The organism is Pantoea sp. AS-PWVM4 (assembly GCF_000468095.1).
In the GTDB taxonomy this organism is placed as follows: Bacteria; Pseudomonadota; Gammaproteobacteria; order Enterobacterales; family Enterobacteriaceae; genus Pantoea; species Pantoea phytobeneficialis.
The window spans coordinates 118762-136007 of sequence record NZ_ASZC01000016.1 but is presented as its reverse complement, the minus strand read 5'-3'; the positions used below and the strand labels follow the sequence as shown (position 1 = coordinate 136007).

The following is a 17246-nucleotide window of genomic DNA, read 5'->3' as shown; positions in this document are numbered from 1 at the left end:
GCGCCAACTGGCGCCTTTTGCATTAATGGGCTGGATGCGACTGACGCATGCGCTCACCTCGTCGCCGTAAGATCTCCATGACAATCAGCAGCACCAGCGACGCTCCAATCATCAGCGTTGCCGCTGCGGCAATGGTTGGATCAAGGTTTTCACGGATCCCCGCGAACATCTGAATCGGTAGCGTGCGCTGGCTTGGACTGGCGAGGAACAGTGTCACCACCACTTCATCGAATGAGGCGGCAAAGGCAAACAGCGCCCCCGAAAATACCCCCGGCGCAATCAGCGGCAGGGTGACTTTGCGAAAAGTCAGCAGCGGTGATGCCCCAAGGCTGGCAGCCGCGCGTGACAGATTGGTGTCATAGCTTTTCAGCACCGCGACCACGGTAATCACTACAAAGGGCACGCCGAGCAAAGTATGCGCCAGTACCAGACCGAGATAGCTGTTCAGCAATGACAGTCGGGCAAAGAAGAAAAACATCCCCACCGCGATGATTACCACGGGCGCCACCATCGGCGAAATGATGATCGCCATGACCAGACCTTTACCACGAAACTCACCCCGCACCAGACCCATCGATGCCAGCACGCCGAGGACGGTGGCGAGTAACGTCGCCAGCGGCGCTATCAGCAAACTGTTACCCAGCGCGCCCAGCCACTCCTGTGAATGGAAGAAGGTTTGATACCAGCGCAGAGAAAATCCGCTCAGTGGATAGCTGAGGAACGAGCTGGCATTAAACGACAGCGGCACAATCACCAGAATCGGCAGGATCAAAAACAGCAACACCGCCGCGCCATAGAAGTTGAAGAATGCGCCCCACAGGCGCAGCAGAGTAGAACCTTGTTGTTTCATCTTCGCCACTCCTTAACGCGCCGCCGCTTCAGCGGGGGTACGGGTAACACGAACATAGACGATGTACAGCAGCATCACGATGATCAGCAACTGGCTGCCGAGTGCAGCGGCCATGCCCCAGTTCATGGTGCTGTTCGTAAAGAAGGCCACAAAGTAGCTGACCATCTGGTCGTCGGGACCGCCGAGCAGCGCCGGGGTAACGTAATAACCAATCGCCATCATAAATACCAGCAGCGCACCGGCGGTGATACCCGCGAAGGTTTGCGGCACATATACGCGCCAGAAAGCGAGAAACGGATGCGCCCCAAGGGAGATGGCGGCACGCATGTAACTGGGTGAAATGCCTTTCATCACTGCATACAGCGGCAGCACAATAAACGGCAGCAGAATATGGGTCATCGAGATATAGACACCGAGGCGGTTAAACACCAGCGTCAGCGGATGATCGATCAGGCCAATCCCCATCAGCGCCCGGTTGATCAGCCCGCCCGATTGCAGCAGCACAATCCAACTGGCGGTACGGACAATCAGCGAGGTCCAGAACGGCAGCAGCACCAGAATCATCAACAGGTTGGCACGGCCTGATGGCTGCTTCGCCAGCCAGTAAGCGAGGGGATAGCCGATACCGACACACAACAGGGTCACCACCGTCGCCATCCATAAGGTGCGCAGCAGTACATTTACGTACAGCGCCTGGTCAGCGGGTTGACTGACGATAGCACCGGTTTTGGCATCGACTTTACGGTCAAAGGCCGACAGCAGATACAGGCTGGTCAGAGGTTTGGCGGCACGTTGCAGCGTGCGCCAGGTGGTGATATCTCCCCACAGTGGCTGTTTGGCAATCAGGGTGTTCTTCACATCAACACCATCGGCCGGTGCCTGACGTGGAACGGCCAGGATCAAGCGACGGTAGCTGGCATCTTCGTAGCTGAGACGCTTCGCCACACTGGCGATTTGTCCCTGATCGCGCGCGGCGATTAGCTCTTTCGCCAGCAGGGCATAAAGGTGTTCGTCCGGTAATGCATCTCCCGACCATGCCTGTAAGGCTTTGCTGGTTTGCGGCAACGCCTCTGGCAGTTCCGGGTTATTGATGCTTTGGCTGAGTATCGAACCAATCGGGAAGAGGAAGCAGACCACCACGAACACCAGCAACGGCGCAATAAGCAGCAGCGAACGCCGGGTTTTGGCAAACTCAGTGCGTTGCAGACGCTGGCGCAGCGTCGGTTCGTGCGCGTTGGGCGCCGATTGTGCTGGGGTATCCAACACGGGATTTTGGCTCATGGCCGGACTCCTTACTGATATTTCTGCACTCATTCGTAGCGGCGCGATTTATCGCGCAATGCTGTGCGTCGTGCCGGAAAAAACGCGCGATAAATCGCGCCGCTACGGGACTACTTACTTCGCGGCCCAGCTGTTAAAGCGCTGTTCCAGCTCTTCGCCATGTTCCAGCCAGAAATTGGCATCTACCTGTACCGATTTCGCCAGGTTATCCGGCGCGGTTGGCAGTTGCTTCAGACGGGCAGGTTCCAGCAGCGATCCGGCTTTAATATTGGTCGGACCGTAAGGGATATTTTCGGCGTAGACTTTCTGGTTTTCCGGCTGGTTAGCAAAGGCGATAAACTTTTCCGCCAGTGCCTTATGTTGCGAACCTTTGACGATGGCCCAGTTGTCGAGGTCATACAGGCCGCCGTCCCAGACGATTTTGAAGTTGTGACCTTCAGCCTGCGCGGTACCAACGCGGCCGTTGTAAGCGGAAGCCATCACCACGTCGCCCGATACCAGCCATTGCAGCGGCTGCGCACCGGATTCCCACCACTGAATATTCGGTTTCAGCTCATCCAGTTTTTTGAAGGCACGATCAACACCGGCCGGGGTCGCCAGCACTTTGTAGACATCTTCACGCTTCACACCATCGGCCATCAGCGCGATTTCGAGGGTATATTTGGCACTCTTACGCAGCGCGCGTTTACCCGGGAATTTCTTCACATCCCAGAAGTCAGCCCAGCTGGTCGGCGCGGTTTTCAGTTTGTCGGCGTCATAGGTCAGTACGGTCGACCAGACAAAAATCCCGGCACCGCATTCGCTCACGCTACCGGGAATAAAATCACTTTTTTTCCCCAGCTTGTTCCAGTCGAGAGTTTCGAACAGCCCTTCCTCGCAACCGCGTAGCAGTTCCGGCGTTTCCAGCTCCACCACATCCCAGCCGACCTGTTTGGTTTCGACCATCGCGCGGATACGTGCCATCTCGCCGTTGTACTCGCCCGCGTCAATGGTGCCAAGGCCAGCGGCAGTGAACGGTTTATAGAATGCTTTGTCCTGGGCGTCTTTATTGGTGCCACCAAAAGAGATCACAGTCAGGGTTTCTGCCTGTGCTTGCAGTGCTATGGTAGCGAAAATGAGTACAGCTAACTTTTTAACCATCCCACAACTCCTGAATTATTATTGATGTGCAGGCGAACCTGCGTGGTGTTTGCAATGCAGCTTTTATGCCAGGTAACCGGCGCAGCGCTGGAACGGAGCGATGCGCCGGGGGAGACTTAGTGTTTTGCCAGAATGCCGGTCAGCAGTTGCAAGGCACTGTCGAACTGCGCGTCCGGAATGGTGAGCGGATAGAGGAAGCGGATCACGTTGCCGTATACACCGCAGGTCAGCAGAATCAACCCCTGAGCCAGCGCCTGTTGCTGAATGGAACGGGCGATATCGGCAGACGGCTTGCCAGCCGCATCGTTAAATTCTGCGGCGATCATCGAACCACGGCCACGTACGTCAACCAGTGCGCGACAACCGGCACCCTGTAAGGTTTCGGTAAGTTTTGCGCCGAGCTGATTGGCACGCAGGCACAGCTGTTCTTCATCGATAACATCGAGCACCGCGTGTGCCGCAGCAATTGCTGGTGGGCTACCGGCGTAGGTGCCGCCCAGACCACCCGGTTGCGGGGCATCCATCACTTCGGCGCGACCGGCCACCGCTGACAGCGGCATGCCGCCTGCCAGGCTCTTCGCCATGGTGATCAGATCGGGTTTGACGTCGTAGTATTCACAGGCGAACAGTTTACCGGTGCGGGCAAACCCGCTCTGAATCTCGTCGGCAATCAGCAGAATTCCGTGCTGGTCACACAGCTTGCGCAGCGCGCTGACAAACTCTGGCGGCGCGACATTGAAGCCGCCTTCGCCCTGAATCGGTTCGAAAATAATTGCCGCCACCTGCTGTGGGCTGATATCGCATTTGAAAATCGCTTCGAGGCTTTCCAGTGCTGCGGCAACGCTGTGGCCATGCAGTGCGTTGGGATAGCGGGCGTGGAATACCGAGCTGGCAAACGGGCCGAAACCGGTTTTGTAAGGCACCACTTTGCCGGTCAGGGTCATGGTCATATGGGTACGGCCATGAAACGCACCGGTGAAGGCGATGATACCCGGACGTCCGGTGGCAGCGCGGGCAATCTTCACCGCGTTTTCCACCGCTTCTGCGCCGGTGGAGAAGAACGTGGTTTTGGCCGGACCGGCCACCGGTACACGTTCGTTCAAACGCTCGGCCAGGCTGATGTAATTCTCGTACGGGATGACCTGGAATGCGGTGTGGGTGAAGCAATCCAGTTGCTGCTTCACTGCTGCCATCACTTTAGGATGGCGGTGACCGGTGTTCAGCACCGCGATGCCAGCGCTGAAATCGGTGTATTCGCGGCCCTGATGATCCCAGAGCGTGGCGTTTTCCGCTTTCACGGCATAGAAATCGCACATCACACCGACCCCACGCGGGGTGGCGTTTAAACGACGTGCCTGTAATTCGCTGTTACTCATAGCTCAACCTCATCATGTGATTCGCCGGCTGATTTCACGCCGGAAAACTGCCCTGCTTGCTTTTTAGCGTTTTCAGGGTTTTATAATCCAGAGCCAGTTTTTTTTATTTTGAGGTACCAATTTTGCGCAGCTTACTGGGTGACCTGCTGTTTCAGCGTTTAAATCAGCTTTCCGGCGGCCCGTTGGCGAAGCGCCTGTACGATGTGTTGCAGGGGGCGATTCAGGAAGGGGCCATTGCCACCGGCGTGCGTTTGCCCGCCAGCCGTGACCTGGCGCGCGAGCTGTCGGTATCACGTAATACCGTGCTGGCGGCCTATGAAAAACTGCAATCTGAAGGGTATCTGGAGACGCGAACCGGAAGTGGTACCTTCGTCACCCTGGTGTTGCCTGAAGAGAGCTCGGAAGTGGCACCGGCACCCGCCATCAAACCGCGTGCGATGAGCAACATCCGCTTGTCACGACGCGGTACGCGGCTGCTGTCGCAAAGTGGGGCCGGGGCGTTCCAGTGGGGGGCGTTTATGCCGGGGGTGCCGGATGTCAGCTACATGCCACACGACATCTGGCGCAAAATCCAGTTGCGTATCAGCCGTCGTCTGCCGGTGGAATCCCTGAGCTACGCCAACCACGGTGGTTGCGTTGAGCTGCAACAGGCGTTGGCTGAGTACCTGCGGGTGATCCGTTCGGTCAACTGCACGGCAGAGCAGGTGCTGGTGACAGCCGGGACGCATCAGTCGCTCGATTTGCTGGCGAAGATGCTGTGCGACCCCGGCGATAGCGCGCTGGTGGAAGAACCGGGCTATTGGGGCATTCGCAATGTGCTGGCGGTTAACGGTATCGAGCTGATCCCCACCGAGGTGGACGAGCAGGGGTTGGTGCTGCCGCCGGAGCAGAGTGACCGACCTGCTCCGCGCCTGATTTGCGTGACGCCATCGCACCAGTATCCGCTTGGGGCGGTGATGAGCCTGCAACGCCGGCATGAGTTATTAAATCGCGCTAAAAGTACCGGTAGCTGGGTGGTTGAGGATGATTACGACGGCGAGTTTCGCTTTGCGGGTAGCCCGATTCCTGCGCTTCAGGGGTTGTCCCCGGATGCGCCGGTGATTTATCTCGGTACTTTCAGCAAGACGCTCTATCCGGGTATCCGCCTGAGTTACATGGTGGTCCCCAAACCGCTGGCGGCCCGCATGAAAATGGCCCACTCGGAGTTGTATCGTGGCGGCTACGGTCTGGTGCAACTGACGCTGGCGGAGTTTATTCGCGAAGGGCATTACGCTGCGCACGTCAGGCGCATGCGGCAGATTTACAGTCGCCGCCGCGCGGCGCTGGTGGCGTTGATCAGTGAAACGCTGGGCGCGTCCTGGGTGGTGCATCACAGCAACGCCGGACTGCACCTGATTCTCGGATTGCCGGAAAGTATCGACGATGTGGCCTTCAGCGCGGAGTTGGAGCAGAACGGCGTGTTAACGCGCCCGTTGTCGTCGTATTACCAGCGTGGCACGCTGCGTCGCGGGTTGCTGCTGGGCTACGCCTGTGTCGACGAAGCGCAGATGGCCACCGCCTTCGCGCCGATTCTGCAACGGTTGCAACATCACCTTAAAACCACGCCTGTTGCTCAGTGATGCGATGTTGCCCTGACACGGTGCAGGGCACGTTATCAGTGCAGTTGAGTTATCTTTAACATTTTCGCAACGTAAATTTTAAAAAGACAATAGAAAACAATAGCCTGCGATTTTTGATTCAGGCTAATTTTGTAGTTGAATTGTCAAATTTCTCTTGTGTTCCTGAAATGCGATGTGGTAGTGCTAAAAAAAGAGCCGCCAGCATGTGCATTTTCAACTTGTTCATGCAGGAACCGTGCCTGGATTACATTTCCTTCACGCATTACGAGAGAACGTCATGAGAAATTTCGTTAGTTTCAGGAACATAAAAAAGAGTTACGACGGCGATAAGCTGGTGGTGCGTAACCTCAATCTTGACGTGGAGGAAGGGGAGTTTCTCACGCTGCTTGGTCCATCCGGTTCGGGTAAAACCACCAGTCTGATGATGCTGGCGGGGTTTGAAACGCCGACTGATGGCGAGATTCTGTTGCGTGATAAACCGTTGCATACGTTGCCGCCGCACCAGCGCGATATTGGTATGGTGTTCCAGAATTATGCACTGTTCCCGCATATGACCGTGGCGGAGAACCTCGCGTTTCCGCTGTCGATCCGGCGTATGAACAAAGCGGATATCAAATCCCGTGTGGATCGCATCCTGGACATGATCAAGCTCACCTCGCTGGCGGATCGTTACCCGGCGCAAATGTCCGGTGGACAACAGCAACGCGTGGCACTGGCGCGCGCCCTGGTGTTTGAGCCGAAGCTGGTGTTGATGGATGAACCCCTCGGTGCGCTGGACAAACAATTGCGTGAACATATGCAGATGGAGATCAAACAGTTACACGATATGCTCGGCCTGACGATCGTCTATGTGACGCACGATCAAAGCGAAGCAATGACCATGTCCGATCGGGTAGCGGTGTTTAACGACGGTATGATCCAGCAGATGGACAGCCCGGATAAACTTTACGAGCAGCCGGAGAACGCCTTCGTTGCGCAGTTTATCGGCGAAAACAACAGCTTGCTGGCAACGCAGGTGACGCAGAACGGTGATTTCTATCAGGTTAAACTGGATGACGGTACACAACTGGATGCGTTAAAAGTGCGTCCCAGTTCACCGGGTAAAAAGATCCAGCTCAGCATTCGTCCGGAGCGCGTCAACGTCAATGCACCGGAGCAGGGCGATCAGATCGTGCAGGCGCAGATCCAGCAGTTTATTTATCTTGGCGACCATGTGCGGATGTTGACCAGCGTAGCAGGTCAGGGGAATTTTATGGTGAAACTGTCGCCATCGAAGATGGACAAGAGTTGGCAGCCGGGTGCACAGGTGACGCTGTCGTGGCAGCCGCAGCATCTGCGTGCGCTGGATGTGATGTTGCAATAATGCAGTAATGCGCGATAAATCGCGCCGCTACCAACGTTTTCCTGGCCGTAGCGGCGCGATTTATCGCGCAAAAAAAAGGCGTCCACGGGACGCCTTTAGCGTTTTAACCTTCAGCCTGCTGTGACTGAATCGCCGTCAGTGCGATGGTGTAGACGATATCATCTACCAGCGCACCGCGTGACAGGTCGTTCACCGGCTTACGCATCCCCTGCAACATCGGCCCGATGGAGATCAGGTCAGCGGAACGCTGTACCGCTTTGTAGGTGGTGTTACCGGTGTTGAGATCCGGGAAGATAAACACAGTCGCACGGCCTGCAACTTGCGAGTTCGGCGCTTTGGATTTCGCCACGTCTTCCATGATGGCGGCGTCATACTGCAACGGACCGTCGATCACCAGATCCGGACGTTTTTCCAGCGCGATACGGGTCGCTTCACGCACTTTCTCTACATCGCTACCGGCACCAGAGTTACCGGTGGAGTAGGAGATCATTGCCACGCGCGGATCGATACCGAAGGCTTTGGCCGAGTCGGCAGACTGAATCGCGATTTCTGCCAGCTGTTCCGGGTTCGGATCCGGGTTGATAGCGCAGTCTCCATACACCAGCACCTGCTCCGGCAACAGCATAAAGAACACCGAGGAAACCAGTGAGCTGTTCGGCGCGGTTTTGATCAACTGCAACGGCGGACGGATGGTGTTAGCGGTGGTGTGTACGGCACCGGATACCAGGCCGTCGACTTCGCCACTTTCCAGCATCATGGTGCCGAGCACCACGTTATCTTCCAGTTGCTCCTGCGCGACCACTTCGGTCATGCCTTTGCTCTTACGCAGTTCGACCAGGCGTGGCACGTAGTTCCCACGGACCACTTCCGGATCAACAATCTCGATACCTTTACCCAGTTCAACACCCTGTGCCGCAGCAACGCGTTGGATCTCGTCCGGATTACCCAGCAGCACGCAGGTGGCGATGCCACGTTCGGCACAGATTGCGGCCGCTTTCACGGTACGCGGTTCGTCGCCTTCCGGCAGTACGATGCGTTTGCCCGCTTTGCGTGCCAGCTCGGTCAACTGGTAGCGGAATGCTGGCGGTGACAGACGACGGCTGCGCTCTGACGTCGCCGTCAGCGACTCGATCCAGTCGTTGTTGATGTAGCTGGCAACGTACTCCTGCACTTTTTCGATGCGCTGGGTATCGTCAGCCGGAACCTCAAGGTTAAAGCTTTGCAGGCTGAGCGAGGTCTGCCAGGTGTTGGTTTTCACCATAAAGACCGGCAGGCCAGTCTGGAAGGCGCGTTCGCACAGACGACCAATACGTTCATCGATCTGATAACCGCCGGTCAACAGAATGGCACCGATTTCTACGCCATTCATCGCGGCCAGGCAGGCGGCAACCAGCACATCCGGGCGGTCTGCCGAGGTCACCAGCAGGGAACCCGGACGGAAATGTTCCAGCATATGCGGGATGCTGCGGGCGCAGAAGGTGACGGATTTCACCCGACGGGTGTGGATGTCGCCTTCATTGATGATGTCAGCGTTCAGGTGACGGGACATATCAATCGCACGCGTAGCGATCAGATCAAAGCTCCACGGCACGCAACCCAACACCGGCAGCGGGCTGTCAGCAAACAGCTGCTTCGGATCGATGTTGGCGATGCTGGCTTTGGAGGAGTCGTCAAAGATCTCTGACAGGTCAGGACGCGTACGGCCTTGTTCATCGACCGGGGCGTTCAGTTTATTGATGATCACGCCGGTGATGTTTTTGTTCTTGCTGCCGCCAAAGCTGCTTTGCGTCAGTTCGATACGTTCTTTCAGCTGCGCCGGTGAATCGTTGCCCAGTGCGGTCACAAACACGATTTCCGCATTCAGGGTCTTGGCGATTTCATAGTTCAGCGCAGAGGCAAACTGATGTTTGCGCGTCGGCACCAGACCTTCAACCAGCACCACTTCCGCGTCTTTGGTGTTTTCATGGTAGCGGGCGATGATCTCTTCCATCAGCACATCCTGCTGGTTAGAACCGAGCAGCGACTCAACGCGTGACATCAGCAGCGGTTCGGCGGCTGGGATGGAGGAGTTCTTACGAATGATGGTGGTGGTCTGGTCTGGCGTATCGCCGCCAGCGCGCGGCTGGGCGATAGGCTTGAATACGCTCAGGCGCACGCCTTTGCGTTCCATCGCACGGATCACGCCTAGGCTGACGCTGGTCAGGCCGACGCTGGTGCCGGTAGGAATGAGCATAATTGTACGAGACACGTTATATCCTCTCTGGTATTGCAATGGCTCAAAACAACTCCGTCAGCCTGAGCTGACGGAGAGAAGCATTTATGCGGTAAGACGCGCAGCGTCCTGGGCGATGACCAACTCTTCGTTGGTCGGGATGACCAGTGCCGGGCGAGTCCCTTCTTTGTTAATGAAGCCAGACTTGCCGAAACGCGCGGCCAGGTTACGTTCGTGATCCACTTCGAAGCCGATCAACCCCAGTTTCTGCAATGACAGTTCGCGTACCATCGCGGCATTCTCACCGATACCGCCGGTGAACACCACGGCGTCGAGGCGGCCTTCCATCAGGGAGGTGTAGCCACCGATATACTTCGCCAGACGATGACAGAACACGTCCATAGCGCGTTTAGCATCTTCTTTGGTGGTGTAGTTATCTTCGACATAACGGCAGTCGCTGGTGACTTCGGTCAGACCCAGCAGGCCGGACTCTTTGGTCAGCAGTTTGTTGATGGCATCCACGTTCATGCCGAGGGTGTCGTGCAGGAAGAATACGATCGCCGGATCGATGTCACCGCTGCGGGTACCCATCACCAGACCTTCCAGCGGCGTCAGACCCATTGAGGTATCAACGCACACGCCGTTGCGAATGGCCGAAACAGAACCGCCATTGCCAAGGTGGCAAGTGATCACATTCAGTTCTGTCACCGGTTTATCCAGCATTTTGGCCGCTTCCTGAGTCACATAATAGTGACTGGTACCATGCGCGCCATAACGACGTACGCCGTGCTCTTTATACAGTTTGTAGGGCAGGGCGTAGAGATAAGATTCTTCAGGCATTGTCTGATGGAAAGCTGTATCAAAAACCGCCACATTCTTATCAGACAGATGCGGGAAGTTTTTCATCGCTTCGTCGATACCAATCAGATGTGCCGGATTGTGCAGCGGAGCAAAGGAAGAAGCGTCTTTGATCCCCTGGATTACGGATTCATCAATCACAACGGATTGGGTCAGCTGTTCGCCGCCATGCACGATGCGATGACCGATTGCAGCGATTTGTGCCGACAGCTCTGGTTTTTGTGCCAGAATAGTTTTAACAATGAAGTTGAGGGCTTCGCTATGCGCGGCACCCGCACCCAGAGGGGCTTCCTGTTTGCTACCTTCCAGTTTCCACTTAATGCGTGCTTCGGGCAGATGGAAGCATTCAGCCAGGCCGGAGAGATATTCGTCGCCGCTGGCGGGGTTGAGGATGGCAAACTTGAGTGAGGAGCTGCCGCAGTTCAGAACCAGAACTAACTTCGTCGACATGGAAGTACCTATTGGTTAAATAGTGGCGAAAAATAACGCGATCAGACTAACAGCGTAGCCCATGAAAGCTGGTAAATTAATGATTAACATCATGCGGTAGTCAAAAAGAGACCGTTCCGCAAAAAATTTTGGTAATTTTACGCGAATTTTTGAAATCCGCTTAGCGAAACATGGCTCTAAACTGTTCTTTAATTGAGCAGTAGCTTCCGGTAATGTTGCTAAAACGGCGTCAGAATACTCAGTGTCACCCTTAAAGACAAAAACTTTTGAAGGATGTCACGTAAAGTTGTGTAGTTATCGGTTTATTTTAAATGTTGTAAGAATAGTTGAGGTCTATCATGGCGAATGACACGGGCAATCCTGGCTGGTTCGGCTTATTTCAGCGCGGACAGCATTACATGAAGACCTGGCCGGCTGATAAACGCCTGGCACCTGTTTTTCCTGAAAATCGGGTAGTGACGGCAACGCGTTTTTCTATTCGTTTTATGCCGCCATTGGCTATCTTCACCCTGACCTGGCAAATCGCGATGGGTGGGCAACTGGGACCAGCCGTTGCGACAGCATTATTCGCCTGTAGCCTGCCAATGCAGGGGCTGTGGTGGCTGGGCAAACGTTCGATGACACCGCTTCCGCCAACCTTACTGCAATGGTTCCATGAAGTGCGCGCCAAACTGGAAGAGGCCGGACAGGCGATTGCCCCGGTGGAAGGAAAGCCGACCTATCAGGCGCTGGCGGATGTGTTAAAACGCGCGTTCAAGCAACTCGATCGTACCTTTCTTGACGATCTTTGATCGCAGCGTCTTTTTAACTGCGACAGAATTTGCCGCTTATCCGGGGTCAAATCAAAGAAAAGTGGTGCGGACATACCCGCATCACTTCCGTTGTGCAATCATTTCTCCATTGGTTTAAATTTTAAACGGTCGCAATGACCCTGGAGAACATCATGGAAATGACCCACGCACAGCGGCTCATCCTGTCGAATCAATACAAAATGATGGCGATGCTTGAGCCGGATAATGCCGAGCGCTATCGTCGTTATCAAACCATCATCGAACGCGGCTATGGCCTGCAACTGCGCGAACTGGATAAAGAGTTTGGCGAGCTGAGTGAAGCAACTTGCCGCACCCTGATCGATATCATGGAGATGCACCATGCGTTGCATGTCTCCTGGTCCAATCTCAAAGAGGGTGCACAGATTGAGGAGCGTCGCCTTGCCTTTCTTGGCTTTGATGCCGCGACGGAAGCGCGCTATCTCGGCTATGTGCGTTTTATGGTTAACACCGAAGGGCGTTATACCCATTTCGATTCCGGTACCCACGGTTTTAATGCACAAACGCCGATGTGGGAAAAATATCAACGGATGCTGGCGTTGTGGCACACTTGCCCCCGTCAGTACCATTTAAGCGCGAATGAGATTGCGCAAATCCTCAATGCCTGAAGAAGGAGTAGCGAGTGACGTACAGAGGTTTTCTGTTTGATTTGGATGGCACGCTGGTGGATTCACTGCCTGCCGTAGAGCGTGCGTGGTCACAATGGGGCGCACGCCATGGGTTTACGGCAGACGTCATTCTGAACTTCATTCATGGCAAACAGGCAATAACGTCGTTACGTCATTTTATGGCGGGCCAGAGCGAGGAAGCGATTCAGGCGGAGTTTTTGCGTCTGGAAAGCATTGAAGCGTCAGATACTGATGGCGTTCAAGCCTTACCTGGCGCGCAGGTGCTACTGGCAACGCTGAACGAGCTGCAAATTCCGTGGGCAATCGTGACTTCGGGTTCGATTCCGGTTGCTCATGCGCGCCACAAAGCCGCCGGTCTGCCTGCGCCCGCGGTCTTTATCACGGCTGAGAATGTTAAACGCGGCAAGCCGGAGCCGGACGCCTATCTGCTGGGGGCTGAGCAACTGGGGTTAAGCGCGCGTGAATGCGTAGTAGTTGAAGATGCGCCTGCGGGCGTGCTGGCGGGACTGAATGCCGGAAGCGCGGTGATCGCCGTGAATGCCCCAGCCGATACTCCACGTCTCAGCGATGTAACTTTTTCGCTGACTACGCTGGAAGCGTTGGTGGTCACCGGTGCTGGGAAGGGCGGTTTTACCCTGTCGCTGAAAGCATAATTCGCAACGGCGCGATTTACCGCGCCGTGAATCACGCCGCTACAGCGGCGTTTCCTGCGAAATCTCGTCCAGTGACAGGCTAAAGCTGGGAATGAACACCTCGACAAAGTAATCCATTTCTGGCGAACGGCGTTGCGCCAGGGTTTTTTCAAGACGCGCTTTTGCCAGCAGGAATTCGTTGTTCCCGGCTGACAACTCCTCAAGACACTTCACGTACGCGCACAAGGCATCGGCTTGCTTCACTACCGCCTGTTCCGCTTCGCTATGCAGATGTTCGTCCAGTAATGGGCGGTAAGCATCCTGCAATTCAGGAGGCAGCATCTCAATCAGCTTTTGCTGTGCAATTTTCTCTATCTTCTTATATTCATGAGCGATTTGTGCGTTGTAATACTTCACCGGAGTTGGCAGATCACCGGTCAGCACTTCACTGGCATCATGATAAAGCGCCAGCATCGCAATGCGTTCAGCATTGAGATTACCGTTAAATTTTTTGTTCTTAATGATAGCCAGCGCGTGAGCAACCATCGCCACCTGAAGGCTGTGTTCAGAGACGTTTTCAGTGCGCACGTTACGCATCAGCGGCCAGCGGTTGATCAGTTTGAGACGGGAGAGATGGGCGAAAAAATGGCTTCGGGTCATGAGCGGTTCCTGTCGTACAACGGGGAGAGAGGACTCTCCCCGAAATACCACAACTATACGCGTCTGCGGTTACTGACGATACCCTTGCAGGAAGCGACCAAACTTGCTGATGGCCATTTCCAGATCGTCAACGCGTGGCAGGGTCACGATACGCACATGATCCGGCCACGGCCAGTTGAACGCGGTACCCTGAACCAACAGCACTTTTTCCTGTAGCAGGAAATCGAGCACCATTTTCTGGTCGTCGAACAGGTTGAACTTTTTCGCATCAATACGCGGGAACATATAGAGCGCACCCTGCGGTTTCACACAGCTGACGCCGGGAATGTCATTGATTAATTCCCAGGCGCGCTGACGCTGTTCATATAACCGTCCACCTGGTGCGATAAACTCACTGATGCTCTGGTAGCCGCCCAACGCCGTCTGGATTGCGTGTTGCGCCGGTACGTTGGCACACAGGCGCATTGACGCCAGCATCTCCAGACCTTCGATATAGCCTTTGGCATGCTTTTTGGGGCCGTTCAGCACCATCCAGCCCTGACGGAAACCGGCAACGCGATAGGTTTTTGACAGACCGTTAAAGGTAACGGTCAGCAGGTCCGGTGCCAGCGCAGCAATAGAATGATGCTGGGCTTCGTCGTATAAAATCTTGTCGTAGATCTCATCGGCAAAGATGATCAAATTATGCTGACGCGCAATCTCGACAATCTCCAGCAGAAGTTCTTTGCTGTAGACCGCACCGGTCGGGTTGTTCGGGTTGATGATCACAATACCACGCGTGCGCGGCGTGATTTTGCTGCGGATATCATCCAGGTCCGGGAACCAATCCGAAGACTCGTCACACAGATAATGAACCGCTTTACCACTGGAAAGCGAAACCGCTGCTGTCCATAACGGGTAATCAGGTGCGGGCACCAGCATTTCATCGCCGCTGTTCAGCAATGCCTGCATGGCTTGCACGATCAGTTCCGAAACGCCATTACCTATATAGATGTCTTCAACGGTCATATCGCGCATTTCGCGCGCCTGGTAATGCTGCATGATCGCTTTGCGCGCCGAGTAGAGACCTTTGGAGTCACAATACCCTTGTGCGCTGGGCAGGTTGCGGATCACATCAACCAGGATTTCATCGGGGGCTTCAAAACCAAACGGGGCAGGGTTGCCAATGTTGAGTTTGAGAACTTTGTTGCCTTCTTCTTCGAGACGTTTCGCCTCTTTCAGTACCGGCCCACGGATGTCATAGCAGACATTATCCAGCTTACCGGATTTATCAATTTGAAAATTCATCGCTACCGCCTTAACGGGCAGAGTCCATTTAACCTGCCACAAAAAACAAACCCGCCCAATTTACTCCTCTCCCCGTAACAAAAGAAGGGTCACCTCAGGTTTTGGCGTGTTTGGCAATTTTTCGAGCTAGTCCTGGGGGAAAAGATATCTTAGACTAATTAAGGTGGTTAAATTGTCCAGTAAAGTAAAGAAAGTTGAAATTTAATGCTGGTTGCGTTGAGGTGGTCTGTAAACACCTTAATCCAGATGATGAGGGTGTGATTAAAAAAAATTTATTCACAACTGCGGGATTGGATTATTAGCGACAGGATGAAATAGTTAAAAAATATTTGTCAGAAGATGAATAGTTAACCGTTATTGGCCCATCCTCTGCTGGCGTTAGAAAATGCACCTCATTCTCATCGAGTTTCAGTGGGCTAATTCAAAGATGGGCCTGGTTCAGATAGCCGCTGGCGGCCTGCGATAAAGAGCATTTACGCTGAAACTTAAGCTTTCCCTGACAAGTTTAGGAACCAGGAGGGCTTAAAAAATGAGCAGCATTGTGGCAGGATGTGCTGGAAAGGGGTTTTGGTCAAAAATTACAAGGTTTCTGATAAAAACATTTCCCTTTCTGGTGCAAAAATGATTAAGTATAATTTATTATTTGATGCAGTTTACCTCTTCGCATCATCATAACACGCAGTTATCATTTTTTGATCCGCAGCTCCTTTTTGCGGAAAACCAGGCAACTACACAGCTTCCTGCATTTGCGCGATTTACGCTTTCGGCCCGAGAAGTTGTTCTGTCTTATTGACGCCGCTGCTCTGTTTTCAGAGTGACGTAATCGTTGGTATCCGCCTGACACAGTTTTTCATGACAGTCTCCACACAGGGCTGTCATTAAGCACCATTACCTCTTATCCCAATGATGAGTAAGGTAATACACCAGGGTAGTAGTTTGTAAAAAATCTTATAAGTGAAGAAAAACATGACTAATGCAAATCGTCCGATACTGAATCTCGACCTCGATCTGCTGAGAACTTTCGTCGCCGTTGCTGACCTGAACACCTTTGCAGCTGCGGCTGCGGCCGTGTGCAGAACGCAATCAGCAGTAAGCCAGCAGATGCAGCGTCTGGAACAATTGGTAGGTAAAGAGCTGTTTGCCAGACATGGACGTAATAAATTGCTGACGGAGCATGGCATCCAACTGCTGGGCTACGCCAGAAAGATCCTTCGTTTCAACGACGAAGCTTGTACCTCTCTGATGTACAGCAATATTCAGGGCGTGCTGACCATTGGCGCTTCTGATGATACTTCCGACACCATCCTGCCATTCCTGCTTAATCGCGTAACCTCGGTCTATCCGAAACTGGCGATTGATGTTCGCGTGAAGCGCAATCCATTTATGATGGAAATGCTGAACCAGGGCGAAGTGGATTTGGTCGTAACCACCTCGAGTCCGGGTAACTTCACCCATCAGGTACTGCGCACGTCGCCGACCTTGTGGTATTGCGCGGCTGACTATATCTTCCAGCGCGGCGAAGCGATTCCTCTGGTGCTGTTGGATGAGCCCAGCCCGTATCGCGATATGGCGATTGACCATCTGAACGAAGCGGGTATCCCGTGGCGTATCTCTTACGTCGCTTCCACCCTGGCTGCGGTCCGTGCTGCGGTTAAAGCCGGGCTTGGGGTCACGGCGCGTCCGGTTGAGATGATGAGTCCGGAGCTGCGTGTGATGGGAGCGGCTGAAGGTTTGCCTGTGTTGCCGGATACGCAATATCTGCTGTGCCGTAACCCGGACAGCGATAACGAGTTGGCGCTGGCGATTTTCAATGCCATGCAATCCACTAACGATCCGTACAACCTGAGCGCGAATCCGGATGGTACGCTGCTGCTGGATGATGAAGAGTAATAACAATTTGAGCCGATAATCGTTCTCAAATAGAATATCGGTCAATTGTTAAAACATCGATAAATAAGCCTTAGCCTGGTTTTTACCGGCTAAGGCTTTTTTTGTGTCATTTTTGTTGGATATATCAGACGAAATTAGCACCAAATTATTCCCAGCCTTCCAAAAAAAT

The 17246-nt window shown here is 54.2% G+C and carries 14 protein-coding genes; 6 read left to right on the top strand and 8 right to left on the bottom strand.

The genetic code is table 11. The annotated features are described in order from the left end of the window. Nucleotides 1-22: 22 nt before the first annotated feature. The 4 genes from L579_RS15210 to L579_RS15195 form a co-directional block, all read right to left on the bottom strand. Nucleotides 23-850: an ABC transporter permease gene (locus tag L579_RS15210; RefSeq protein WP_021185088.1), complete on the bottom strand. Its 828-nt coding sequence runs from the start codon at nucleotides 848-850 to the stop codon at nucleotides 23-25. 12 nt (nucleotides 851-862) lie between these two features. Continuing rightward, on the bottom strand, nucleotides 863-2131 hold the full coding sequence (locus tag L579_RS15205) for an ABC transporter permease (RefSeq protein ID WP_021185087.1): 1269 nt from the start codon (nucleotides 2129-2131) through the stop codon (nucleotides 863-865). Between the two features lie 114 nt (nucleotides 2132-2245). Next, a complete protein-coding gene (locus tag L579_RS15200; RefSeq protein ID WP_021185086.1) occupies nucleotides 2246-3271 on the bottom strand; it encodes an ABC transporter substrate-binding protein in 1026 nt (341 codons plus the stop codon). A gap of 116 nt (nucleotides 3272-3387) precedes the next feature. Beyond that, nucleotides 3388-4647 (bottom strand): 4-aminobutyrate--2-oxoglutarate transaminase, encoded by a 1260-nt coding sequence (locus L579_RS15195; RefSeq protein WP_021185085.1) that lies wholly within the window; start codon nucleotides 4645-4647, stop codon nucleotides 3388-3390. A gap of 122 nt (nucleotides 4648-4769) precedes the next feature. On the opposite strand from L579_RS15195, the gene L579_RS15190 reads away from it, so the two are divergent. Both L579_RS15190 and L579_RS15185 read left to right on the top strand, forming a co-directional pair. Next, complete coding sequence (locus L579_RS15190; protein WP_021185084.1) at nucleotides 4770-6266, top strand: MocR-like pyridoxine biosynthesis transcription factor PdxR; 1497 nt, start codon at nucleotides 4770-4772, stop codon at nucleotides 6264-6266. A gap of 277 nt (nucleotides 6267-6543) precedes the next feature. Next, nucleotides 6544-7629: an ABC transporter ATP-binding protein gene (locus L579_RS15185; protein WP_021185083.1), complete on the top strand. Its 1086-nt coding sequence runs from the start codon at nucleotides 6544-6546 to the stop codon at nucleotides 7627-7629. A gap of 103 nt (nucleotides 7630-7732) precedes the next feature. On the opposite strand, the gene pta is transcribed toward L579_RS15185, so the two are convergent. Further along, nucleotides 7733-9877 carry a phosphate acetyltransferase gene (gene pta / locus L579_RS15180; protein ID WP_071783596.1) on the bottom strand — a complete coding sequence of 715 codons (2145 nt, stop codon included), beginning with the start codon at nucleotides 9875-9877 and terminating at the stop codon, nucleotides 7733-7735. A 69-nt stretch (nucleotides 9878-9946) separates the two neighbouring features. Further along, entirely contained in the window at nucleotides 9947-11149 is a 1203-nt protein-coding gene (gene ackA / locus L579_RS15175) for an acetate kinase (RefSeq protein ID WP_021185080.1), read from the bottom strand. A gap of 338 nt (nucleotides 11150-11487) precedes the next feature. On the opposite strand from ackA, the gene yfbV reads away from it, so the two are divergent. From yfbV to L579_RS15160, 3 genes are all read left to right on the top strand, one after another. Beyond that, the gene (yfbV, locus tag L579_RS15170) at nucleotides 11488-11940 is read left to right on the top strand and encodes a terminus macrodomain insulation protein YfbV (protein ID WP_036626815.1); all 453 of its coding nucleotides are present in this window, start codon (nucleotides 11488-11490) and stop codon (nucleotides 11938-11940) included. Nucleotides 11941-12092: 152 nt separating this feature from the next. After that, a complete protein-coding gene (locus L579_RS15165) occupies nucleotides 12093-12587 on the top strand; it encodes a YfbU family protein (protein WP_021185078.1) in 495 nt (164 codons plus the stop codon). Nucleotides 12588-12601: 14 nt separating this feature from the next. Next, nucleotides 12602-13261, top strand: coding sequence for a sugar phosphatase (locus L579_RS15160; RefSeq protein ID WP_021185077.1), 660 nt, complete (start codon nucleotides 12602-12604; stop codon nucleotides 13259-13261). 39 nt (nucleotides 13262-13300) lie between these two features. Here L579_RS15160 and yfbR read toward each other — a convergent pair whose 3' ends face one another. Further along, nucleotides 13301-13900, bottom strand: a complete 600-nt coding sequence (yfbR, locus tag L579_RS15155) for a 5'-deoxynucleotidase (RefSeq protein ID WP_021185076.1) — start codon at nucleotides 13898-13900, stop codon at nucleotides 13301-13303. A 69-nt stretch (nucleotides 13901-13969) separates the two neighbouring features. Next, complete coding sequence (locus L579_RS15150; RefSeq protein WP_013509888.1) at nucleotides 13970-15187, bottom strand: pyridoxal phosphate-dependent aminotransferase; 1218 nt, start codon at nucleotides 15185-15187, stop codon at nucleotides 13970-13972. Nucleotides 15188-16153: 966 nt separating this feature from the next. On the opposite strand from L579_RS15150, the gene lrhA reads away from it, so the two are divergent. Further along, nucleotides 16154-17077, top strand: a complete 924-nt coding sequence (lrhA, locus tag L579_RS15145) for a transcriptional regulator LrhA (RefSeq protein WP_007889314.1) — start codon at nucleotides 16154-16156, stop codon at nucleotides 17075-17077. Nucleotides 17078-17246: the final 169 nt, after the last annotated feature.